General features: G+C 31.6%; 18 protein-coding genes. 11 read left to right on the top strand and 7 right to left on the bottom strand.

What is annotated here, in order from left to right; genetic code table 11:
• The first annotated feature begins 5 nt into the window (after positions 1-5).
• A complete protein-coding gene (locus Q4487_RS00930; protein WP_303542434.1) occupies positions 6-929 on the top strand; it encodes an alpha/beta hydrolase in 924 nt (307 codons plus the stop codon).
• Here Q4487_RS00930 and Q4487_RS00935 read toward each other — a convergent pair.
• From Q4487_RS00935 to tsaD, 5 genes are read right to left on the bottom strand one after another with little or no spacing between them, the layout of a single operon-like run.
• A complete protein-coding gene (locus Q4487_RS00935; RefSeq protein ID WP_303542437.1) occupies positions 926-2,104 on the bottom strand; it encodes a class I SAM-dependent methyltransferase in 1,179 nt (392 codons plus the stop codon). The genes Q4487_RS00930 and Q4487_RS00935 overlap by 4 nt on opposite strands.
• A 7-nt stretch (positions 2,105-2,111) precedes the next feature.
• Positions 2,112-3,200, bottom strand: coding sequence for an AI-2E family transporter (locus Q4487_RS00940; protein WP_303542439.1), 1,089 nt, complete (start codon positions 3,198-3,200; stop codon positions 2,112-2,114).
• A 6-nt stretch (positions 3,201-3,206) separates the two neighbouring features.
• Entirely contained in the window at positions 3,207-3,857 is a 651-nt protein-coding gene (locus Q4487_RS00945; protein ID WP_303542441.1) for a DUF4159 domain-containing protein, read from the bottom strand.
• A 26-nt stretch (positions 3,858-3,883) separates the two neighbouring features.
• A complete protein-coding gene (locus Q4487_RS00950) occupies positions 3,884-4,591 on the bottom strand; it encodes a 16S rRNA (uracil(1498)-N(3))-methyltransferase (RefSeq protein ID WP_100896270.1) in 708 nt (235 codons plus the stop codon).
• Positions 4,592-4,621: 30 nt separating this feature from the next.
• Positions 4,622-5,650 (bottom strand): tRNA (adenosine(37)-N6)-threonylcarbamoyltransferase complex transferase subunit TsaD, encoded by a 1,029-nt coding sequence (gene tsaD / locus Q4487_RS00955; RefSeq protein ID WP_303542447.1) that lies wholly within the window; start codon positions 5,648-5,650, stop codon positions 4,622-4,624.
• A gap of 151 nt (positions 5,651-5,801) precedes the next feature.
• On the opposite strand from tsaD, the gene Q4487_RS00960 reads away from it, so the two are divergent.
• The 4 genes from Q4487_RS00960 to Q4487_RS00975 all read left to right on the top strand — a co-directional run bounded on the left by Q4487_RS00960 (position 5,802) and on the right by Q4487_RS00975 (position 13,269).
• Entirely contained in the window at positions 5,802-10,115 is a 4,314-nt protein-coding gene (locus Q4487_RS00960; RefSeq protein WP_303542449.1) for a translocation/assembly module TamB domain-containing protein, read from the top strand.
• Between the two features lie 206 nt (positions 10,116-10,321).
• Positions 10,322-11,308, top strand: coding sequence for a 6-phosphofructokinase (gene pfkA, locus Q4487_RS00965; RefSeq protein ID WP_100896267.1), 987 nt, complete (start codon positions 10,322-10,324; stop codon positions 11,306-11,308).
• A gap of 21 nt (positions 11,309-11,329) precedes the next feature.
• Positions 11,330-12,331 carry a type I glyceraldehyde-3-phosphate dehydrogenase gene (gene gap / locus Q4487_RS00970; protein WP_100896266.1) on the top strand — a complete coding sequence of 334 codons (1,002 nt, stop codon included), beginning with the start codon at positions 11,330-11,332 and terminating at the stop codon, positions 12,329-12,331.
• An 86-nt stretch (positions 12,332-12,417) separates the two neighbouring features.
• On the top strand, positions 12,418-13,269 hold the full coding sequence (locus tag Q4487_RS00975; protein ID WP_100896265.1) for an N-acetylglucosamine kinase: 852 nt from the start codon (positions 12,418-12,420) through the stop codon (positions 13,267-13,269).
• 86 nt (positions 13,270-13,355) lie between these two features.
• Here Q4487_RS00975 and Q4487_RS00980 read toward each other — a convergent pair whose 3' ends face one another.
• Positions 13,356-13,736 (bottom strand): RidA family protein, encoded by a 381-nt coding sequence (locus Q4487_RS00980; protein WP_303542453.1) that lies wholly within the window; start codon positions 13,734-13,736, stop codon positions 13,356-13,358.
• A 45-nt stretch (positions 13,737-13,781) separates the two neighbouring features.
• Positions 13,782-16,478 carry a putative LPS assembly protein LptD gene (locus Q4487_RS00985; protein ID WP_303542454.1) on the bottom strand — a complete coding sequence of 899 codons (2,697 nt, stop codon included), beginning with the start codon at positions 16,476-16,478 and terminating at the stop codon, positions 13,782-13,784.
• 103 nt (positions 16,479-16,581) lie between these two features.
• Between Q4487_RS00985 and Q4487_RS00990 the strand changes: the two genes are divergently transcribed.
• The 6 genes from Q4487_RS00990 (at position 16,582) to Q4487_RS01015 (ending at position 24,606) form a co-directional block, all read left to right on the top strand.
• Entirely contained in the window at positions 16,582-17,856 is a 1,275-nt protein-coding gene (locus tag Q4487_RS00990; protein ID WP_303542455.1) for an N-acetylmuramoyl-L-alanine amidase, read from the top strand.
• A gap of 33 nt (positions 17,857-17,889) precedes the next feature.
• A complete protein-coding gene (locus Q4487_RS00995) occupies positions 17,890-18,858 on the top strand; it encodes an MlaD family protein (protein ID WP_303542456.1) in 969 nt (322 codons plus the stop codon).
• A gap of 13 nt (positions 18,859-18,871) precedes the next feature.
• Complete coding sequence (locus tag Q4487_RS01000) at positions 18,872-20,206, top strand: (Fe-S)-binding protein (RefSeq protein WP_303542457.1); 1,335 nt, start codon at positions 18,872-18,874, stop codon at positions 20,204-20,206.
• A 19-nt stretch (positions 20,207-20,225) separates the two neighbouring features.
• Complete coding sequence (locus tag Q4487_RS01005) at positions 20,226-21,017, top strand: (Fe-S)-binding protein (protein ID WP_013622165.1); 792 nt, start codon at positions 20,226-20,228, stop codon at positions 21,015-21,017.
• 69 nt (positions 21,018-21,086) lie between these two features.
• On the top strand, positions 21,087-21,575 hold the full coding sequence (locus Q4487_RS01010) for an ABC transporter ATPase (RefSeq protein WP_100896259.1): 489 nt from the start codon (positions 21,087-21,089) through the stop codon (positions 21,573-21,575).
• A 94-nt stretch (positions 21,576-21,669) separates the two neighbouring features.
• Positions 21,670-24,606 carry a glycoside hydrolase family 3 N-terminal domain-containing protein gene (locus tag Q4487_RS01015; RefSeq protein WP_303542459.1) on the top strand — a complete coding sequence of 979 codons (2,937 nt, stop codon included), beginning with the start codon at positions 21,670-21,672 and terminating at the stop codon, positions 24,604-24,606.
• Positions 24,607-24,612: the final 6 nt, after the last annotated feature.

The following is a 24,612-nucleotide window of genomic DNA, read 5'->3' on the forward strand; positions in this document are numbered from 1 at the left end:
TACGTATGAAAAAGTTACTTTTTACAGCAACAGTATTTCTGTTCTTTTGTGTAAATACATATTCTCAAAATATAATTTTACCACTATGGAATGATCAAATTCCTAATCAAAAAGTAACTAAGGAGGTAGAGAAAGCAGTTACAGATAAAATTATAAAAGTTAGTAATGTTCAAAAACCTACAATAGAAGTTTACTTGCCTAAAAAAGAAATTGCAAACGGAAAGGCTGTTGTAATTTTTCCAGGAGGAGGTTATGGGTTTATAGCTTATGACTGGGAAGGTATAAATATTGCTAAATTTTTAAACGCTAAAGGTATAGCAGGTATAGTTGTAAAATACAGGTTGCCAAATTCTAAATCTTTAAAGGTAGGCTCTAACGCTCCTTTGCAAGACGCTCAAAGAGCAATAAGACTTGTGCGTAGCAATGCAAAAAAATGGAATATAAATTCTGATGAACTAGGTATATTAGGTTTTTCTGCAGGAGGACATTTAGCATCTACACTTGGAACACACTTTAATGATGAGATATATAAAGCAAAAGATAAAATAGATTCTATTTCTGCAAAGCCAAGTTTTATGGCTCTTGCATACCCTGTAATTACTTTTGTTAAAGAAGAATACGTACACAAAGGAAGTAGAAATAACTTATTGCAAAATTTAGTAGCTTCTGAAGCTAGTAAAAAACAATTTTCGGCAGAATTAAATATAACAAAAGAAACTCCTAAAACATTTTTGGTACATGCTACAGATGATACTGCTGTTCCTGTAGAAAATAGTTTGCTTATGTATAGTGCTTTAAAAAATAAAGGTGTACCAGTACAAATGCATATTTACGAGTCTGGTGGTCACGGTTTTGCGTTAGGGCTTAAAAATAAAAAACTGTCTAATTGGACTAACTTACTTGTAAATTGGATTAATAACTTAGATTAAGCTTTACTACACAATAAAACAACTTTTTTGTTATTGCAGTCTGTTGTAAAAAATAAGTAAATATTACCGCCTTCTTTTATTTTAAATTTTTTGCGAATATTAGCTACACTTTCTGGAAAGTTACGTGTGGTAATGTTAGCTTTTGTTAGTTGTAAGCGCTGAATTTCTTTTTTATTAAATGCAATTTGTGTTTCAATTTTAAAACATCTTCCTGCAAAATCTATTAAGTCATTAGAGGTGTACAAATGGGTATGCTCATGCAATTTGTGTAATTTATAATGTGCTGCTACAGACTTAAATGCTCCTGCTTTTAAAATAGCAGAATTAGGTTCATAAATGTATTGTTGAGGTTCACTATAGGTAAATACAGCCTCTTTTTCATTGGTATAATTAAAAGAGAAAACCAAATCTTCAGTTTTAGTTAGATTTATGGTTTTAATATGTATGTCTCCTGTATAGTCTTTCTCTAAAACCCAAAGCAATTCTTTTACATCATTATTAAGTGCCACAACGTGTATTTCTTTTACATTTTGTAATGATTTTATACCAACTGAAAAATCTAATAACGGAGATGTTTTTATAAGTATATTATCAGCTTTGCTAAAAATTAAATCTAAATGTTCTGGTACGTTTGGTAAACAATCTTCTAAAAAAAACACTTTTCCTTTGGCGTCATTTCTTCTAGATGGATCTATGTAAATCCAATCAAAAAATAAATCTGTGTTTTTTAAATGATCTATCCCATTTTCACTGCACGTATTAATATTTTTTACACCTAAAGTTTTAAAATTGTGTGCTGCTATTTTAGATACGTTTTCAGAAATTTCGCAATGGTAAACTAAAGCTATTTTTTTAGCAAAATAAAAGCAATCTACTCCTAAGCCACCAGTAAGGTCTATAAGCGTTTTTCCTTTTACTAGGGAAGCCTTGTATGTAGCTGTTTTTTCTGATGAGGTTTGCTCTATGTTTAACTTGTTGGGATAATAGATATTTGGCGTTGTAAACCACGTTGGCAGTTTGCTTTTACACTTGTTTTTAGCTTCAATTTGTACTGCTAATTCTTTATTGGTTACATCGTTAAATGTATCTTTTTTAAGTAGAATAGACATAATGTCTGTTTCTAAATTTTCAGCAATAAAATTTTGTACGTTGGTATGTAAAATAGCGGTATTCAAACTAAAACTATAAATTTTTTGTCATAGATTTTACAATCTTGTTTTCTGCAAAAAATTCTTTTAAAATTACTTTAATTGCAGTGTAACCAGGTACAGCAATAATCATCCCAGTGATACCAAAAAGTAAACCACCAATAATTATAACTAGAAAAATTTCTAATGGATGAGATTTTACACTACTTGAAAATATAAAAGGTTGCGAAAAGAAATTATCTACTAACTGCCCAATAACAAAACCAATCATTACATAGCCTGTTTTTGGCAAAATAACATCGCTAAAGCTTTCGCCTAAGTTGCTAGACATTGTAAGTGTAACCATTAAAGCACCACCAATGATAGGTCCTACATATGGTATTAAGTTTAACAAAGCGCATAAAAATGCTATTACAATGGCATTTTCTATACCTACAACTAGTAAAACAATGGTGTAAATAACAAATAATATTAATATCTGAAAAACCAATCCAACAAAATATCTAGATAGTAGACTACTTATGGTATCCATAGATTTTTTAAATCTTCCTTCTTTGTTTTGAGGCGTTAACATTAATAGTCCGTCACTAAATAATTTACGATCTTTTAAAAAGAAAAAAGTAATAAATAAAACAGAAAACAGACCAATACTTAAACTGCCAAGTACACCTATAAGAGAGTTTAGAAAATCTGGAATAAAAGCAAAATCTAGACTTGTTAAAAAGTTTGATGACTTTACATTTTCTTCAAGCTCACTAGTGCTTACACCAAAGTAATTTACAATCTCTGTATATAAATCTTGTATGTTACCTTGTAGTTGGTTAATATCTAATAACGCTAAATTATGTCCTTGCTGAATAATAAGCGGAATAAAAAGTGCAATTATACCACCAACAATACCTATTAAAAACAACATTGTAATAATAACGGCTAAGGTGTTGTTAAACTTTAATTTGTCGCGCAAAAATAAAACAATAGGTCTGCCAATTAAAGAAGCTACGGCAGCAATAGATATATAGACTAAAACAGAACTAATTTTATATAAAAAAAAGCAAAGTAATAGTATACCTACTATAATGCCCAATGCACGTAAAATACCATCTGCTATTGTTTTTGCTTTCATTTATACTTAGTTATTAAAAACGTATTTTATAATATTAGCACCCATTTGCAGTGCTTTTTCTCGTACTTTAGGACCATCGTTATGTACTTCTGGGTCTTCCCATCCATCACCTAAATCGCTCTCTAAAGTAAATAGCAATATAAGTCTATTATTGTGAGTTATGCCAAAAGCTTGTGGTCTTTTTCCGTTATGTTCGTGTATTTTAGGTAAACCATCTTTAAATTTAAATTTCTGATTAAAAATAGGGTGATTTGCACCTAACTCTTCAAGCTTTTTATTAGGAAATAACTTAGCTATTTCTTTTCTAATATACGGTTCCATACCGTAGTTATCATCTATATGTAAAAACCCACCAGATAGTAAGTAGGTTTTTAAATTTTCTGCTTCTTCATTAGAAAAAACAACGTTTCCGTGCCCTGTCATATGTAAAAAAGGATACTGAAAAACACCAATATTACCCACCTCTACAGTTTGTGGTTTAGAATTTATTTTGGTTGCTATCTCTTTATTACAAAATGCAATTAAATTGGGTAGAGCAGTAGGGTTAGCGTACCAATCTCCGCCACCATTATATTTTAGAATAGCAATTTCTTGGGCTTGTAACTTTGTCATAAAAGCTAGTAAAAGAAACAAACATAGAGTTGCTATTTTTTTCATAAAATTATGGTTATTTAAAAAGTAATTTATCCGTTGTTTATCATTGCAACAGTAGTACAAGCAACTATAGCGGCTGTTTCTGTACGTAATCTGTTTTTACCTAAAGATACAGGAACAAAACCATTTTCATAAGCTTGTGTAATTTCAGACTCAGAGAAATCTCCTTCAGGACCAATTAATACGGTAACATCTTTATCTGCAGCTACTCTTCTTTTTAGTTCTGCCTTTTCTTCTTCTTCACAGTGAGCAATAAACAGCAAATCTTTATGTTCTTTTTTTACAAATTCAGAAAAAGGAACAGGAGCATTTAATTTTGGTAAATAGGTTTGTAAAGACTGTTTCATTGCAGATTGTAAAACTTTCTCCATACGTTCTAACTTTAAAACTTTACGTTCAGAGTGGTCACAAATAATAGGCGTAATTTCATCTACACCAATTTCAGTTGCTTTTTCTAAAAACCACTCAAACCTATCATTCATTTTTGTTGGTGCAACAGCTATATGCATCCAATGCATTGGCCTGTGTTTTTTTTCTTTAGATGTAATTTGTGCTTTACATTTTTTAATATCAGCAACCATTATTTTAGCAGTAAATAAATAGCCTTTACCATTTGTAATGTACAATTCATCTCCTTCTACCTTACGTAACACTTTTACAATATGTTTGCTTTCTTCCGGAGAAAAAACAAATTGAGAAATACTGTTATCTAAAGTGCTGTTATAAAATAATTGCATAAAATATATTAATTAGGTTACTGTTTTTATTTATTCGTTAATTACGTAACGTGCTTTTGCTGTTATTTCTTGTGTAGAAAATAATTCTTCCTTGTACTTTAAATAACCAACTATACCAATCATAGCAGCATTGTCTGTACAGAATTGAAAAGGTGGTATAAAGGTTTTCCAACCGTGTTTTTGTTCTGCTTCTTGTAACACTTTTCTAATACCAGAATTTGCAGACACGCCACCGCCAATTGCAATTTGCTTAACACCAGTTTGTGCAACTGCTTTTTTTAGCTTTGTTAGCAACACATTAATTATTGTATACTGTATAGATGCACAAATATCATTTAAATTTTCTGCAATAAAATTAGGGTTTTTTTGTGTTTCTCTTTGTATAAAATAGAGTACACTTGTTTTAAAACCGCTAAAACTAAAATTTAATTCACCTACTTTAGATTTAGGAAAAGGAAATGCTTTTGGATTACCTAACTGTGCATATTTGTCTATTAATGGTCCACCAGGGTAAGGTAAACCCAAAATTTTAGCACTTTTATCAAAAGCTTCACCAACGGCATCATCTAGAGTTTGACCTAGAATTTCCATATCAAAATAGCTTTTAACCAACACAATTTGTGTGTGTCCGCCACTAATTGTCATCCCTATAAAAGGGAACTCTGGCTTTTTACCTGTTTCATTATCAATAAAATGGGCCAAAATATGCGCCTGCATATGGTTTACCTCTATTAAAGGTATGTCTAAACCAAGAGCTAAAGATTTAGCAAAAGAGGTACCTACAAGCAAAGATCCCATTAATCCTGGTCCTCTTGTAAAAGCTATTGCAGATAAGTCTTTTTTGTTGATATTTGCCTTAGCTAAGGCTTGGTGCACCACAGGTACAATATTTTGTTGGTGTGCTCTAGAGGCTAGCTCGGGAACAACACCACCGTATTCTTCATGAATCTTTTGCGTAGCAACCACGTTGCTAAGCATTTTACTATTGTGTAAAACGGCAGCAGACGTATCGTCACAAGAAGATTCTATTGCAAGTATATAGATATTGTTTTTTTCCACGTATTTTTGGAATAAATATTGAAGTAACAAAGGTAAAACATAAAGGGCTATCAAAAAACTATTTAAAATACTACTAAGAATATTGTTGGTTTTATTACTGCTTTGTCTTTTAGCGACCTTTATTTTCTCGTTGTCATCTGTGCAAACTCGTTTGGCTAATTATGCCACAAATAATATTAATAAAGAATACGGCACTAATTTAAATATAGACAAGCTTAAGGTTAATTTAATTACTTGGAATACATCTGCAAAAGGTATTTATGCGGCAGATGAACAAAAAGATACTCTTTTTTACATTGGAGATTTAACAACATCTATCCTAGATATTAATAATTTAATTAAAGGGCAGTTAGAGTTTGGAGATATAGACGTAGATAACCTTCATTTAAAATTAAAAACATACAAGGGACAAAGCGCCTCTAATTTAGAGATTTTTATAGATAAGTTAGATAATAAAAAACCTAGAGCCAAAGGAGCTAAACCCTTTAAAATGGTTTCTGGTAATGTAAATATTGGTAACAGTAGATTTCAATTAATTAATGAGAATTTACAAAAGCCAAAGCAGTTAGATTTTAAAAATTTAAATATAGGAGCAACAGATTTTTTAATTCTAGGTCCAGATGTGTCTACACAAATTAACACACTTACGTTTACAAGTAGAAGAGGACCAAAGGTTGAAAACCTAACCACAGCATTTAAATACTCTAGAACACAAATGAGGTTTGATGCGTTGCAGATAAAAACAAAGGAGTCTGACTTAAAAGGGAATTTAGTTTTTAATTATGACCGTAAAGACTTTAAAGATTTTATAAATAAAGTACAAATAGATGCCAATTTTACAGATTCTGAAGTTGCTTTAGATGATATAAATATGCTTTACAACCAGTTTGGTAGTGGTAAAAAAGTTAGTCTGTCTACAAATGTTAGTGGTGTTTTAAACGATCTTACTACAAAAAGATTAATGCTTTTTTCTGATAATACAGGTGTTAGAGGAGATTTTAACTTTAAAAACCTATTTACTTTAAGCAAGCCATATGTTATAGATGCAGATATGAAAAGTGTAACTACTAGTTATTATGAGTTACGTTCTCTGTTGCCAAACATACTTGGTAATGTGTTACCATCTTCATTTGCAAAATTTGGTCAGTTTACGGTTAGGGGGACAACCTCTATTACAGAAACTTTAGTAAAAGCTAAAGTAAATATAAACACAGCTATAGGTAGTAGTTATTCTGATGTAGAACTTACCAATATTAATAATATAGATAATGCAAACTACCACGGGTTTATATCACTTATAGATTTTGATTTAGGTAAGTTTTTAGATAACAATACAGTTGGTAAAGCAACAGTAGATATTAATGTAGATGGTAAAGGTTTTGTTGCAGAAACTATGAACACAGAAATAACTGGAGAAGTTTATAGTATTTATTTTAACAAATACACCTATAAAAATATAAAAGTAGTTTCTGGTACGTTAAAAGAACAGTTTTTTGATGGGGCCTTAATTAGTAACGATCCTAATTTAAAACTAAATTTTAAAGGTTTAGCAGATTTTTCATCAACTAATAATACATTTGATTTTATAGCTTCTGTAGACCACGCTAATTTTAAGGCTTTAAATTTTATTAATGATAGCGTTTCTGTTTTTAAGGGTAATATTAATATGGATATTACAGGTAATACACTAGATAATATTGTTGGAGCTATAAAGTTTAGAGAAACTAGTTATCAAAATAAAAACGATACCTATTATTTTGAAGATTTTGAAGTTACTTCTAATTTTGAGACCGACTCTCTGCGTAAAATAACCATTAATTCTCCAGACATTATAACTGGTTATTTAGAAGGTAATTTTAAAGTAAATGAGTTAGATAAGCTTATACAAAACTCTATTGGTAGTATTTATACCAATTATAGACCGTTTGAGATATCCAAAGGGCAAAAAGTAGACTTTAAATTTAATATTTATAACAAAATTGTAGACGTATTTTTTCCTGAAGTAAAGTTTGGTTCCAATACATTTATTAGGGGTAAAGTAGTTGCAGATGAGGGCGATTTTAAACTTACATTTAAGTCGCCAAAAATTGAAGCTTTTGGTAACAAGCTAGACAGTATTAACGTAAAGATTGATAATAAAAATCCGCTTTTCAATACTTTTATATCAGTAAATGATGCATCAACTAATTTTTATGATGTTAAAGATTTTAAACTGATAAATACCAAGTTAAAAGATACACTGTTTTTTAGAACAGAATTTGCAGGTGGTCGTGGGTATGATGATAACTATTTTTTAAACTTTTACCACACATTTAATAAAGACAATAGATCTGTAATTGGTCTTAAACGTTCTTCTATTTTACTAAAGGGTAATGAGTGGGTTGTCAATAAAAATAGAGATAAGAAAAACAAAGTAATTGTTAATAGAACATTAGATAGTATAGATATTAAAGAAATTGTATTTAATAACAATGCTAATGAACAAATACGTTTAAGTGGTAAGGTGATAGATTCTACTTATAAAGATTTATTGTTAGAATTTAATGATGTGTCTTTACATAAAATAACTCCTGCTTTAAAAAATATAGATCTTAAGGGAGAGGTAAACGGTTCTTTAAATATTTACCAAGAAGAAGGTAAATATTTACCTTCTAGTAACTTAACAATGACAGATTTTACCGTTAATGATATTAGACTAGGTAATTTGGGTGTAGAAATTGTTGGTAATGATGATTTAACTTCTTTTGATGTAGAAACACACTTGCGTAATAAGGGAGAAGATAGGTTAATTGTAATGGGTAAAATTAATAACAATAATAATATACCTACAGCAGACTTAGACGTAGAATTTGCAGATTTTTTAATGGAACCTTTTTCTAACTTAGGAGAAGGTATAATATCTAATATTAGAGGCTCTATAAGTGGTAAAGCTAAAATTACAGAGCGTTTAAGTAACCCAGATATTAATGGTAAATTACTACTAAATAATGCAGGTTTGGGTATAGAGTACTTAAATGTAGATTATAGCTTTGGAAAAAATTCTGTAGTAAATCTATACAAGCAAACTTTTGACTTTGAAAACATACAATTAACTGATGTAGTTAAAAATACAAGCGCAACTTTAGATGGTACTATTGGTCATAAAGATTTTGCAGCTTGGGATTTAGATTTAAAAGTAAATACAAACAACAATCGTTTTTTAATATTAAATACAGACTATACAGAAGAGAGTTTGTATTACGGTACTGGATATTTAAATGGTACAGGCAGAATTTACGGTTCTACCAAGGCATTAAATATAGACGTTATAGGAGCTACAGCTAAGGGAACTTCTTTAAAAATACCTTTAAGTGATGTTGCAGCAGTTGGCGATTATAGTTTTATAAATTTTGTCACTAAAAAAACAGAAGAAGAAAAAAATAGAGAGTTGCAAAAGTATGAAGGCCTAGAACTTATGTTTGACTTGGATGTTACCCCAGAGGCTGAAGTAGAAATAGTAATAGATCCTAGTACAAAAAGCTCCTTAAAAGGTACTGGTGGTGGTACTATATTAATGGAGATTAATACCAACGATAAATTTAATATGTATGGCGAATTTGCTGTAGCTACAGGTGAGTATAATTATAAATATGGAGGTATAATAAATCGTAAATTCACTGTAGAGCCTGGAGGTACAATTATTTGGGATGGCTCACCTTTAAACGCAGAGGTTAATATGCGCGCAATTTATTCTTTAGATGCTAACCCAGCACCTTTATTAGATAACTCTAACTATACAAACCGTATACCTGTAGATGTTGTTGTTAGTTTGGTAGGCCCGTTAGAAAAAACTGAAGTAGATTTTAATATAGAGTTTCCAAGCACTAGTTCAATAGTAAAATCCGAATTAGAATATAGACTATTAGACCATAATTTTGAGCAAAACAATGCATTTTACTTATTAATGCAAGGTACATTTGTAAATGAAGAAAGTGGTTTAAATGCAACCGCGTTAAGTGGTAATTTAACCCAAACAGCATCTGGGTTATTAAATTCTGTTTTTAAAAGCAACGGAGAAAATTTAGATTTAGGTATAGTTTACGAGCAAGGAAACTTAAACCCTAATGCCATACAAACAGAAAATAGAGTAGGTGTTACTGTATCTACAAAGTTAGGAGAGCGTATATTGTTTAATGGTAAGTTTGGTGTTCCTGTAGGTGGTGTAGGCGAGTCTGTTGTTGCTGGTGATATGGAAGTGCAAATTATTTTAAATGATAAAGGTACACTTAGTGCTAAAGTATTTAATAGAGAAAACGAGATTCAGCAATTTTTAGCAGAACGTCAAGGATACACACAAGGAGTTGGTTTAAGTTATCAAGTAGATTTTGATACATTTAAAGAGTTGATGACTAAAATTTTTCCTAAAAAAGCACGTAAAGAAGAAGAGCTAAAAGTAGAGGAAAATAAAAAAATGCCTCAAAACTAAAATTACACATACTTGAAAAGTAGCAAGGGAAATATCTTTTTTCTTCAATTTCTTCCTTTTTTTCAATTTAAAATCACACATTTTTAAGAGCTTTTGATAAAACTTATTAACGAAAACGTTTGAAGTTTTAGCTGCGTCAAAATTTAGGGTTCATACCACTAATTTATTAAAATAAGTTTCCTAGCTTTACTACTATAAATTAATAAATGGCTTCAAAAATTAAAAAAATAGCAGTCTTTACTTCTGGAGGAGATTCTCCAGGAATGAATGCAGCAATAAGATCTGTAGTTCGTACATGTGCTTATTTAAAAGTAGAATGTGTAGGTGTTTATAGAGGGTATGAAGGTATGGTTGAAGGTGACTTTAAACCAATGGATGCTCGTAGTGTAAACAATATTATCAATAAAGGAGGTACTATATTAAAGTCTGCACGTTCAGATTCTTTTAGAACAGAAGAAGGTCGTAAGCAAGCTTATGATAATTTAATAGCAAATAATATAGATGCTTTTGTTGTAATTGGTGGTGATGGTAGCTTTACCGGAGCAATGATTTTTAATAAAGAATACAACTTCCCAGTAATGGGTATTCCGGGTACCATAGATAATGATATTTTTGGTACAACCTACACTTTAGGTTTTGATACGGCTTTAAATACAGTTGTAGATGTAATAGATAAGATTAGAGATACTGCTAGTTCTCATAACCGACTTTTCTTTGTGGAAGTAATGGGTAGAGATGTGGGACACATTGCATTAAATGCGGGTGTAGGAGCAGGAGCAGAGGAAATACTAATTCCTGAAGAAAATTTAGGTTTAGATCGTTTGTTAGAATCTTTAAAACGTAGTAAAAAATCTGGTAAATCTTCTAGTATAGTAATTGTTGCTGAAGGAGATAAAACAGGTAAAAATGTTTTTGAACTTAAGGAGTATGTAGAGGAACATTTACCAATTTACGATGTACGTGTATCTGTTCTAGGTCATATGCAGCGTGGTGGTTCTCCTTCTTGTTTTGATCGTGTATTAGCGAGTAGAATGGGAGTTAAAGCGGTAGAAGCTTTGTTAGAAGGTCAAAGCAATCTAATGGTAGGTATACAGGATAATAAAATTATACTTACACCAATAGAACAAGCTATAAAAGGACACACAAAAATAGATAAAGAACTCATTAGAGTTTCAGACATAATGTCAACATAATTAATAACAAAAAGTAAGAAAATGTCAAATTTAAAAATAGGAATCAACGGATTTGGAAGAATAGGTAGGTTGGTTTTCAGAACAACAATAAAAAGAGGAGACGTAGATGTTGTTGCAATTAATGACTTATTAGATGTAGAACATTTAGCATACCTTTTAAAGTATGATTCTGTTCACGGAAAGTTTGATGGTACTGTTGAAGTAAATGATGGTAATTTAGTAGTAAACGGTAAAGTTGTACGTATTACAGCTGAGCGTGAGCCTAAAAACATTAAGTGGGATGCAGCTGGTGCAGAAGTTGTAGCTGAGTGTACTGGTATTTTTACAACTTTAGAAAAAGCACAATTGCATATTGATGGTGGTGCTAAAAAAGTGGTTATTTCTGCACCTTCTGCAGATGCGCCAATGTTTGTAATGGGTGTAAACCATAAAGAAGCAAAAGCATCAGACTTAATTGTATCTAATGCATCTTGTACTACAAACTGTTTAGCTCCTGTAGCCAAAGTTTTAAATGATAATTTTGGTATAGAAGAAGCTTTAATGACTACTATCCACGCAAGTACTTCTACTCAGTTTGTTGTAGATTCTCCATCTAGAAAAAATTATAGATTAGGTAGATCTGCAATGGCAAATATTATTCCTTCTTCTACAGGTGCTGCAAAAGCGGTAGGTAAGGTTATTCCAGAATTAAACGGAAAATTAACTGGTATGGCTTTTAGAGTTCCTACTCCAGATGTTTCTGTAGTAGATTTAACTGTAAGAGTTAAAAAAGAGACTTCTTATGAAGAAATTAAAAAGGTATTTAAAGCTGCTTCTGAAGGAGAGTTAGCAGGTGTTTTAGGATATACTGAAGAAGATGTGGTTTCTCAAGATTTTGTAGGAGAAGCACAAACTAGTGTTTTTGATGCTGGAGCAGGAATTGAGTTAAGCTCAACTTTCTTCAAAATTATTTCTTGGTATGATAATGAAGCTGGTTATTCTAATAAGTTAGTAGATTTAGCTCAGCACGTAGCTAGTTTATAAACCTATTTTATAATTGTGATATAGTATCCTGAAAATTGGTGAAAATTTACTTTTTTTCAGGATACATTAATTTTAAGTAATAACGTATGATATTAATTGTAGATAGCGGTGCTACTAAGTCAGATTGGATTGCCTTGGATGAAAAAGGTGAACAATTATTTGTGACGCAAACATTAGGTTTAAGCCCAGAAGTTTTAACTAGAGAGGTTATTGAAGACAGACTGGCAAATAATTTTGAATTATCTAAAAACAAAGAACAAGTCACTAAATTGTTTTTTTATGGTGCTGGTTGTGGAACAGAACGTATGCGTTTGTTTTTAAAAGATATTTTTAAAACCTTTTTTCCTAATGCAGAAGCTCAAGTAAAAGAAGATACTTATGCTGCAATACACGCTACTACTAAATTAGGTGATCCTGGTATTGTTTGTATTTTAGGTACGGGCTCTAATTGTAGTTATTATGATGGTGAAAATGTACATCAAAAAGTAACATCACTTGGGTATATTTTAATGGATGATGGCAGTGGTAATTTCTTTGGTAGAAAATTATTAAGAGACTATTATTTTCATAAAATACCTAAAGATTTGGCAGACAAATTTGCATCTGAATATGATTTAGAAGCAGATCTTATTAAGGAAAACTTATACAAGCAGCCTAATCCTAATACATATTTAGCAACCTTTGCTAAGTTTATAATAGAGAATAAAGATCATCCTTATTGTAAAGGTGTTATTAACAAAGGTTTGCAGCAGTTTATAAATAATAATGTAATGCAGTTTGATTTAGCTACTAAAGTTCCTGTGAATTTTGTAGGTAGTATTTCTTATTTTTTAAGAGATGAGTTAGCTAAAGTGATAGAGAGAAACGATCTTATTTTAGGTGTTATAAGAAGAAGACCAATAGAAGGTTTGGTAGATTTTCATAAAAGCACAATTTAATACATAAGTTTACAATAACACATAAACTGAAAAAGCGCAATCTGTTATGGATTGCGCTTTTTTTATGCTTATTGTATAGTTTGATGTTATTGTACAGCAATCATAGAAATTTCTACATTTACAAACTTAGGTAAATTAGCTACTTCTACAGTTTCTCTTGCTGGTGCAGTATCTGCATTAAAATAAGAAGCATAAACCTCATTAATTTCTGCAAACTGATGAATATCATTAACAAATATGCAAGATTTTACAACGTTTTCAAACGTCATACCAGCTTCTGTAAGTATAGCTTTTAAGTTTTCCATACTCTGTTTTGTTTCTGCTTTAATATCTCCTTCTACTAAATCTCCTGTTTTAGGGTTAATAGGTATTTGTCCGGATATATATAATGTGTTACCAGTTAATACTGCTTGGTTGTAAGGACCAATTGGAGCAGGTGCATTTGTTGTTGTGATAATTTTTTTCATCTTAATTAAGTGTTTTTTAATTATTTTAAAAAGATAAATAGTATTTTATCTCTGACTTCTTTGTTCCCATTTAAGGTCTTTAAGTATGCTACTCTTAATTCCTATAAAGAAATACCATCTTTCATACGTACCAAAAGGTGTCCAGTTAAAGTTAAGTCTAAAACTCTTTAAATCTCTCTCAAAACGTAATTGAGTTAAAGAAAAACCTTGATTTTTAAAATCGTAACCAGAAGAAACGCCAACTTTCCATCTAGGTGTTAAATCTATGTTTCCAGAAAACATCAAAGAGTGGTTACTAATTTCATCTTGCCTATTAGGGTTACTATAACTTACGGCATAAGCAAGTCTAAAATCCCAAGGAATAGCATTTTTGTATAATGGGTTTTCTTTTACTTCATCATCGTCTTCGTCGGGATTTCCTGGTCTACCAGTGTTAAAGTTGTCTGCAGTACCAAATAAATCATCTGTTCTACCACCACTGGCTGCTACATAAGAGTCATCATCTTCTTCGTCTTCTTTCTCATCCTTATCTTTGTCAAACATTTTACTGCTTATAGAGTATCCAACATTGGCTCTTGCAGTTGTTAGTCTAAATAAGCTACCGCCATTATTAACGTTAAGAGTGTTAATTCTTGTTCCTTTGTTGTCTATTGCATAAGGATCTAGGTTTGCAGAGAAGTTAATAGACATTTTTTTATTTAAAATAGTGGTACCACCATTTACTCTAAACGGACTTAAACGTAGTGAGTCTGCCTGAAAGTTATAGTTAGTAGAAATATTAAAACTACTTAATAACGATATTTTCTTAGGCTCTGTAGCAGTAGAGTCTTTGTCTTTTACTTTTGCTTCTAATGTGTTTTGTAAAGAGAAACTAAGAGCGCTACTCTGCGTAAGTCCAGGAGCACCGTTTAACGTACCCTCAAATCTACTATATTGTATGTATTCACCGTCGGCATTCATATACTCGTCGTACGTTTTTTCAAAAGACGGAGAATAACTATAGCCAATAGAAGGCCTCATAGTATGTCTTATTGCTTGTATGTTATTATCCTCAGCAAAAGTCCAAGTACCATAAATAGTTGTTCCTAAACTAGCACTAAAGCTATATTTGTTGTAACGATCAAAACCATTTATTTTTTCAGAAACAACCTCCTCTGTAGTAGCATCGTAAGATTTGTTGTACGTTTCTAGCGTCCATATATCTTCATAAGAACCACCAAGGCTCACACTTAATTGTTTAAATACTTTAAAGTTGGTGCTAATTGGAATTCTGTGTCTAGCACCCACACGTGCGTCATCAAACATTTCAGACTTAAAGAAAAGAGAATCTACTGTTGTTATTTGGTTTTGGGCATTTACATCATACTGAAAATTTATATTTTGTATAATTCCCTTTTTTAAACCATCTCTTTTTGCAAACGGAAAAATACGCTCCATACTAGCCTGCATTGTTGGCAGTGTAAGGTTTATAACGTCTGTATTTGTATTTTGGTTATGTGTAGCTGTTAAACTCATATTTACAGAAGGGTATGCTGGAAATGTTTTTGAGTATGATACAGATGATGATAAGTTATTATTTTGTGTGTTGGGTACGTTATATTGGTTTAACGAACTTCTGTAATAATCACTACTACCTAAGTTTACACTGGCAGATAATCTAGAATTAGGGTTGTTTTTAGGGTCTTGTGTATGAGATATTTGTATGTTGTAGTTTCTTGCAATAGAATAATCTTCAAACCCTTTTTGGCTGTTAATCTGGTTTTCATATCTAATATTAACATTACCCTTGTATTTATAACGTTTTGTGTAAACAGACTGCCCCCTAAATCCATAACTACCATTGGTGTAAAAGTCACCTTGTAATGTAAGGTCTACGTGGTCATTAATAGGAAAATAGTAACCACCATTTTGTAAAAAGTAACCACGATTTGGATCACTACCAAAAGTAGGGAAAATTAAACCAGCAGTGTTACCAGTTGTCATAGGAAAATAAGCAAAAGGTAACGCAATAGGTGTAGGTACATCTGCAATAAACATATTACTATAGCCGGCAATCATTTTTTTGCCAGGTACAAATTTACCTTTACGTACAAGAATATAGTAATCTGGATTTATAGTGTCATTAGATGTAGTAATCTTGGCTCTACTCATAAAGTAAACAGAGTCGTTCTCTTTTTTAGTTTTTTCGGCGTACACCTTCATAGCATCACTACCAATACTACCTAAACCAGCTTGCTGTTCTGTTCTAGAGTTCCAAATAAGCGCTTTTTGTGTATCAAAATTAAACCTAATAGAATCTGGTTTTACAACTTGGCTACCTTGTTTAAAATCTGGTAATTGAGAGTATACACCAGTAGAATCTTTAATTCTACCTGCGTAGACTTCGTTTTTAGCAAGGTCCATTATTATAATTCCGGCTTTTAATTCCGTATCTTGGTAATAAAGCTCAGCTTTGTCATACAAGTAAATTTTTTGCTCTTTACGGTCATAACGCATATAACCTTCAGCTTTTCTCTTTACAATGTCTGCCAGTAATGGAGCTTTTGCTTTTGTAGAGTCTTGTATAGTACTATCTTGTTTAACGGTTGCTCCTAAAATATCCACAGGGATTAAAGGTGCTACTATAGTATCTTTTTGTTTCTTTATTGTTAATGGGATAACCTTATCCTCTTGTGCAGATAGGCTTAAAACCCCTAAAAACAGGAGTAAAGAAAAAAGTAAACGATGTTTATTTGATTGCAAGGCTATAAATCCTATTTTTGTATTGATTTGGCTCTACGTTTTGGGCTTCAAACTTACGCATATTTTTTATTTTAGAATACGCATTAGAATAAATTTAACCTAAATGAATAAAACATTTAATAATTATATATCAAAATTTAACAGCTTTTTACCTGTAAGGCTATTGTTGCTTACTTTTTTAGTATCATCTTTTAGTATCAGTTTTAATTCTACCACAGCGCAAGATAAGTTTGTTGTTGTTTTAGATGCTGGTCACGGAGGTCACGATCCAGGTAACTTAGGTAATGGTTATCTAGAAAAAAACATAGCATTAAACATTGTTTTAAAGGCAGGTGAGTTGCTATCGCAAAATCCTAATATAAAAGTAATATACACAAGAAAGGATGATACTTTTGTAGACCTATTTGAGCGTGGCGAAATCGCAAACAAAGCAAACGCAGATTTATTTGTTTCTGTGCATTGTGATTCTCATACATCAGATGCTCATGGAGCAGGTACCTTTGTTTTAGGTTTACACGCAAACAAACAAAATTTTGAAATTGCAAAAAAAGAGAACTCGGTTATTTACTTAGAAGATAATTACCAAGCTAAGTACTCTGAGTATAATATAGACTCTCCAGAGTCTGTTATTGGACTAACTATAATGCAAGAAGAGTTTTTAGACCAGAGTATTGCTTTGGCAAAACTTATGCAAGACAAGTTTTCTAATAAACTAAAGCGCACAGACCGTAAAGTAAAGCAAGCTGGTTTTATAGTGCTACACCAAACTTTTATGCCGAGTGTTTTAGTAGAAACTGGCTTTTTAACAAATAAGGGAGAAGGGGCTTATTTAAATTCTAAATCTGGACAGTTAGAAATGGGAACGGCAATTGCAGAGTCTGTTTTAGGATATATGGATCAGTTAGTGTCTAATGCTTTAGCAGCATCTAGTAGTACGCCAGAACCAGAACCAGAACCACAGAAAGAAGTAGCTAAAGTTGTGGTAAAGAAAAAACCAGAGGTTGTTAAAGAAAAAGAGGCTGTAGTTGTAAAGAAGCCTCAGGTAAAAGAGCCTGTTGTTGTAAAAAAAACAGAAGAAGTAGTTAGTAAAACAGAGACAACTGCATTAAATAAAAATATTGAGTTTAGAGTTCAGCTATTTGCAAGCGGAAAATCTATACCTTTAAAACCAGATAATTTTAAAGGTTTAAATACGTTAACAAAAGAGCCAGTTAATAATTTGTATCGTTATATGAGCGGTAGAGCAAAAACGTATTATGATGCTAAAATGATAAAATCTAATGCAGATATAAAAGGATATACTTCTTCATACATTGTAGCTTATAAAGATGGTAAGCGAATTAATGTAGAGGACGCTATTAAATATTTAAAAGAATAATTCTAATTAAATTTAGAGTAAAACATATTTCTATTGAAACTATCTAGAGAATTAAAAACAGGAATAATTGTTATTGGCGGAATATTGCTATTTATATTAGGTTTTAGCTATTTAAAAGCAACACCTTTGTTTGATAACAGTAAAACATTTTATGCAGTTTATGATGATGTTGGAGGTTTACAGCCAGGAACACAAGTGTCTATAAATGGCTTTAGTGTTGGTAAAGTAAATGATATAAGATTTAAGGATAAATCCGGAAAATTGCTAGTTACCTTTACTGTAGATAATGATTTTCAGTTTTCTAAAAACAGTGTAGCAGAATTATATGATACAGGTATTATTGGAGGCAAAGGAATACAAATTATACCAGTTTTTGATGATGCTAAACTGGCCCAATCTGGAGATACATTAGTAACTAAGACAAAACCAGGTTTAACAGATCTTGTACAGCAAAATTTAGCACCATTACAAACAAAAGTAGAAGGAGCAATATCAAATGCAGATTCACTTTTGATAAATGTAAATGATGTTTTAGATGCAAAAACTAAAAAAGATTTACAAAGTAGTATTGCAGGTTTAAACGATTTAATAAAAAGCTTTAAAGTAACTACAAACTCATTAAATAGCATAATGGCTACTAATAAAGATGAGATTGAGGGGTCTATGGCTAATATTAAAAAAATTACAGATGATTTTGCAAAAATATCTACATCCTTGTCTGAAGCAGAGTTAGATAAGAGCATTGCTGGTTTGCAAAAAACAGTAACCAATTTAGATAATTTGTTAACTAAGATAGATAAAGGTGAAGGTTCATTAGGAAAATTAATGAACAATGAAGAACTTTACAATAACTTGGCAGGTGCATCTAAAGAGCTAGACTTACTATTGCAAGACTTTAGGCTAAACCCAAAAAGGTATGTAAACGTTTCTGTTTTTGGTAAAAAACAAAAAGAATACACCTTACCAGAAAATGATCCTGCAGATACATTAAAAACTAAATAACTAACTATTATATATGGAGTACCTTCCCAACATTATTTTCTTACTAGTCTTAGTTGCTGGTATAGGATTTTTTGCTAAAAACGTAAAAGCATTATCTCGTAACATTAAGTTAGGTAGAGATGTAGATGTAAGTGATAACAAACCACAACGATGGAAAAATATGGCGCGTATTGCGCTAGGCCAAACAAAAATGGTAGTACGCCCTGTAGCTGGTATATTGCATATAGTTGTTTATGTTGGTTTTATTATTATAAATATTGAGGTTTTAGAAATTATTATAGACGGACTTTTTGGTACACACCGTATTTTTGCTTCATTAGGTGTAGTGTATGATGTTCTAATAGGTTCTTTTGAGATTCTTGCCTTTTTAGTTATTGTATCTGTAGTTATATTTTGGATAAGAAGAAATGTTATTAAAATTAAGCGTTTTTTAAATCCAGAAATGAAAGGATGGCCTAAAAAAGATGGTAATATGATTCTATATATAGAGCTTGTATTAATGACTCTTTTTTTAACAATGAATGCGGCAGATTATCAATTACAAACAATAGATGCTATACATTATGTAAAAGCAGGTTCTTTCCCTATTAGCCAGTTTATAGCACCAATATTTAGTGGTATGTCAGAGGCGGGTTTAATTATAGTAGAACGTTCTGCTTGGTGGTTACACATCACAGGTATTTTACTTTTCTTAAATTACTTATACTATTCTAAGCACTTACACATATTATTAGCATTCCCTAATACATACTACGGTAAAGTAAAACCAAAAGGTCAATTAGATAATTTAGCAGCTGTTACTGCAGAGGTTAAAATGATGATGGACCCAGATGCAGATCCTTTTGCAGCACCAGCAGAAGGAGCAGAAGAAACTGGTGAGCCAGACAAGTTTGGAGCATCAGATGTTACAGATTTAAATTGGGTACAACTACTAAATTCATATACGTGTACAGAATGTGGTAGGTGTACTAGTGAGTGCCCTGCTAACCAAACAGGTAAATTATTATCGCCAAGAAAGATAATGATGGATACCAGAGATAGGTTGCAAGAAGTAGGAAATAATATTGACAAAAATAAAGGCGAGTTTGTAGCAGATGGCAAACAATTATTAGGAGATTATATTACAGAAGAAGAATTATGGGCGTGTACATCTTGTAACGCTTGTACAGAAGCTTGTCCTGTAAGCATAGATCCTTTATCTATAATTATGGATATGCGTCGTTACTTGGTAATGGAGCAATCTGCGGCACCATCAGACTTAAATAATATGATGGGGAATATAGAAAACAACGGAGCGCCTTGGCCATTTAATCAAATGGATAGGTTAAACTGGAAAAACGAATCTTAAATAGAAATCCAAAATATTTATGAGTAACGAGTTAAAAGTGCCAACAATGGCAGAGTTATTTGCCGAGGGTAAACAACCAGAAGTTTTATTTTGGGTTGGATGTGCAGGAAGTTTTGATGACAGAGCAAAAAAAATTACCAAAGCATTTGTTAAAATATTAAATAAAGCAAACGTAAGTTTTGCTGTTTTAGGAACAGAAGAAAGTTGTACTGGAGATCCTGCAAAAAGAGCAGGAAACGAGTTTTTATTTCAAATGCAAGCTGTTACCAATATAGAGGTGATGAACGCATATGAAGTTAAAAAAGTAGTAACTGCTTGTCCTCATTGTTTTAATACAATAAAAAATGAATACCCAGGATTAGGCGGTAATTACGAGGTTGTACACCATACTCAGTTTTTAAAAGATTTATTGTCTGAAGGTAGAATTACTATGGAAGGCGGACAATACAAAGGAAAACGTATTACTTTTCATGATCCTTGTTATTTAGGTAGAGCAAATGGTGTTTATGAAGCGCCAAGAGACTTAATACGTAAGTTAGATGCAGAACTTGTAGAAATGAAAAACTGCAAGAAAAAAGGATTGTGTTGTGGAGCTGGTGGTGCGCAAATGTTTAAGGAACCAGAAAATGGTAACAAAGATGTTAATGTAGAGCGTACAGAACAAGCTTTAGGTACAAAACCAGAGATTATTGCTGCAGGTTGTCCTTTTTGTAATACAATGATGACAGACGGTGTTAAGAGTAAAGAAAAAGAAGGAGAAGTAGAAGTTTTGGATATAGCAGAACTTATTGCTAATGCAGAAGATTTGTAAAATAATCTTTTAGGTAGATTGGAAGTTTTTTAAATAATTAACGTCTATTTACTTTTAATAAAATTAATTATGCTAGTAGATTTTAAAGATTTACCAGATACATCTCGTATTTGGATATACCAGGCCAATAGGTCTTTAACTCCAGAAGAGTTAGCAGAGATAAAAGAAGGTTTAGATGCTTTTATAGTAGATTGGACAGCTCACGGAAGTAACCTTACCGCTGGTTACGAGATAAAATACAAACGTTTTATCATTTTAGCTTTAGACCAAACTAATGCATCTGCAACAGGTTGTTCTATAGATGCTTCAGTACGTTTTATACAAGGTTTAGAGCAGAAATATAATATAGATTTGTTAGATAAGATGAATGTATCTTACAAGCAAGGAGAGTTTGTAGCATACAAGACATTGGTAGATTTTAAAAAGATGGCCAAAAATAAATCGGTTTCTAAAAATACTATTGTATTTAACAATCTTGTTGCTAATAAGCATGAGTATTTAAATCACTGGGAAGTTCCTGCAGAAGAGAGCTGGCACAGTAGATTTATGGTAGTATAAAAAGTTTCCCCAATCCTTTTTATACTTCTTTGTTTATATACAGAGTTCTTAACCTACAGATTTACTTAAAAATAAACCTGTTTTATATCAGTTTATGCGGTTATTTGTATCAATTTCTTTATTTTTTTTTAGTTTATTAGTTGTTAATGGTCAAGAATTAGACTCGTTAGTTGTAACAGTAGACCCTTTAATCACAAAGGATTCTCTTTTGCAAAAAAAATGGGTAGATGCGCAGTACAATGCAATGACTTTAGATGAAAAAGTAGGGCAGTTGTTTATGGTAAGTGTAGCATCTAATCAAAATAAAACAAGTACAGATAAAATAAAAGAGTTAGTTGCTAAAGAGCATATTGGTGGTGTTATTTTTTCTAAAGGTGGACCTGTGCGTCAAGCAAAATTAACAAACAGCTACCAAAAATCAGCAAAATTACCACTCTTAGTAGGTATGGATGCAGAATGGGGATTGGCAATGCGTTTAGATTCTACTTATGCTTTTCCGTGGAATATGACTTTAGGAGCTATTAGAAATAATGCTGTTGTAGAAAAAGTTGCTAAGCAAATTGGTAAGCACTCTAAACGTTTGGGTGTTCATATTAACTTTGCACCAGATATAGATATTAATACCAACCCATTAAATCCTATTATAGGTAACAGATCTTTTGGAGAAGATAAAAGAAATGTTGCAAAAAAAGGAATAGCTTTTGTAAACGGATTTGAAAAAGCAGGAATATTATCTAGTGGTAAACATTTTCCTGGACACGGAGATACTTCAACAGATTCTCATAAAACATTACCTGTAATTAATTTTAGTAGAGAAAGGTTAGACAGTATAGAACTTTATCCTTTTAAAAAACTAATTAATCACGGAAAATTAAGTAGCGTAATGGTAGCGCACTTAAATATTCCTAGTTTGGATGATAAACCTAACTACCCATCATCTCTATCAGAAAAAATAGTAACAAACTTATTACAGAAAGAATTACAGTTTAAAGGTTTGGTTTTTACTGATGCTTTAAATATGAAGGGTGTTGCAGACCATACAGACCCTGGAGACGCAGATTTATCTGCTTTTTTATCTGGTAATGATATTTTATTAATGCCTTTAGATGTAGCAAAAGGAAAACATAAAATTATTGAGGCATATAATTACGGTGTTATTACAGAAGAACGATTAGCGCGTTCTGTAAAAAAGATTTTAAAAGCAAAATATAAAGTAGGTTTACATCAACATAAATTAGTAGATCTTAAAAACTTGTATGAAGATTTAAATACATTAGAAAATGATTTAGTGTATGAAGAGGCTATAGAAGAAGCTATTACTGTTGTAAAAAATAAGCTAGATTTATTGCCAATTGTAAAGTTAGAGAATAAAAAAATAGCATACTTGAACCTTGGCGATGCCTCTGGAAAGAGTTTTTTGCAAGAACTTAAAAATTATACAACTGTAACAGAGGTAAAAGAAGATAACCTTCAAATTCTGCTTCAAAAATTAAAACAGTATAATATTGTTATTATAGGTCATCATAAAAGTAATGGTAGCCCTTGGAAATCGTATCAATTTTCAGCCAAAGATGCAGAAATTGTAAAGGCTGTTTCGGCATTAAGAACATCAAACTCTATTTTGGTAAACTTTGCAAAACCGTACACGCTTTTAAATAAAAATTTGTCTAGCTTAGATGCTGTTGTAATAGGGTATCAGAATAGTATTTTAGCACAGCAAAAAACAGCACAAATGTTATTTGGAGCAATAGGAGCTAAAGGTAAGTTGCCAGTATCTATTAGTGTTGAGTATCCTGTAGGTACGGGTGTTAAATTTGAATCTTTAAAAAGATTAGGGTATGATTATCCTGAAAGAGTAGGTTTAAGTACCTATGGTTTGCAAAAAATAGATACAATGGTGCGTGCTGGTATAGATTCTTTAATGTTTCCGGGAGCACAAGTTTTAGTGGCTCGTAAAGGGAAAATAATTTATAATAAAAGTTTTGGTAAGCCTACGTATGAGTCTTCTGATAAAATAACCAATAATTATATTTATGATCTTGCTTCTGTGACCAAAATCTTAGGAACACTTCCTATGGTTATGAAAATGGAAGAGGAGAATAAAATAGCATTAAACAATACATTTAAAGATTTAATTCCGGAGTATGCAGATACAGAATTAAAAGATGTTACGGTACTAAAAGCATTGTCTCATTACGGTAGATTACCTGCTTGGATAGCTTTTTATGTGAGTACCTTGGATAAAAATAGAAAGCCCTCTAGAGAATTTTATAGTAGTGAAAAATCTGATGATTATCCGTATAAAGTTTTTGATCATTTGTATTTAACAAAAGCTTACAAAGATTCTATGTATAATAGAATAGGTAGACAAGATTTAAAATCTAATAGGTACAGGTATAGTGATGTTGGCTATTATGTATTTAAAAAGTACATAGAAGACACTTATAAAGATGATTTAGATAAATTGGTAGATGGTTTCTTGTATCAATCTATAGGAGCAAATCGTACAGCTTACAATCCACTTAATAAATTTTCTAAGGATATGATAGTTCCTTCAGAAAAAGATAATTACTACCGTTATGCAACCGTACAAGGTTATGTGCATGATATGGGAGCAGCTATGCAGGGTGGAGTAGGTGGTCATGCAGGTTTATTTAGCAATGCTAATGATGTTGCTAAAATTATGCAGATGTATTTACAAGGTGGTTACTATGGTGGTAAACGTTACTTTAAAGAACGAACCATTAAAAAATTTAATACCTGTTATTTTTGTGACGAAGATGTGCGTAGGGGAGTAGGTTTTGATAAGCCACAAATAAAAGGATCTGGTTCTACTTGTGGTTGCGTTTCTAGAAAAAGTTTTGGACATAGTGGATTTACAGGAACCTATACTTGGGCAGATCCAGAAGAGGAAATTGTATATGTTTTTCTATCTAACAGAACTTATCCTACTCAAAATAACAACCTTTTAGTTAAATCTGGGTTAAGAACCAGAATTCAGCAAGTCATTTACGACTCTATACTGAATTAAAATATT

The organism is Cellulophaga sp. 3_MG-2023 (genome assembly GCF_030546975.1).
Classification (GTDB): Bacteria; Bacteroidota; Bacteroidia; order Flavobacteriales; family Flavobacteriaceae; genus Cellulophaga.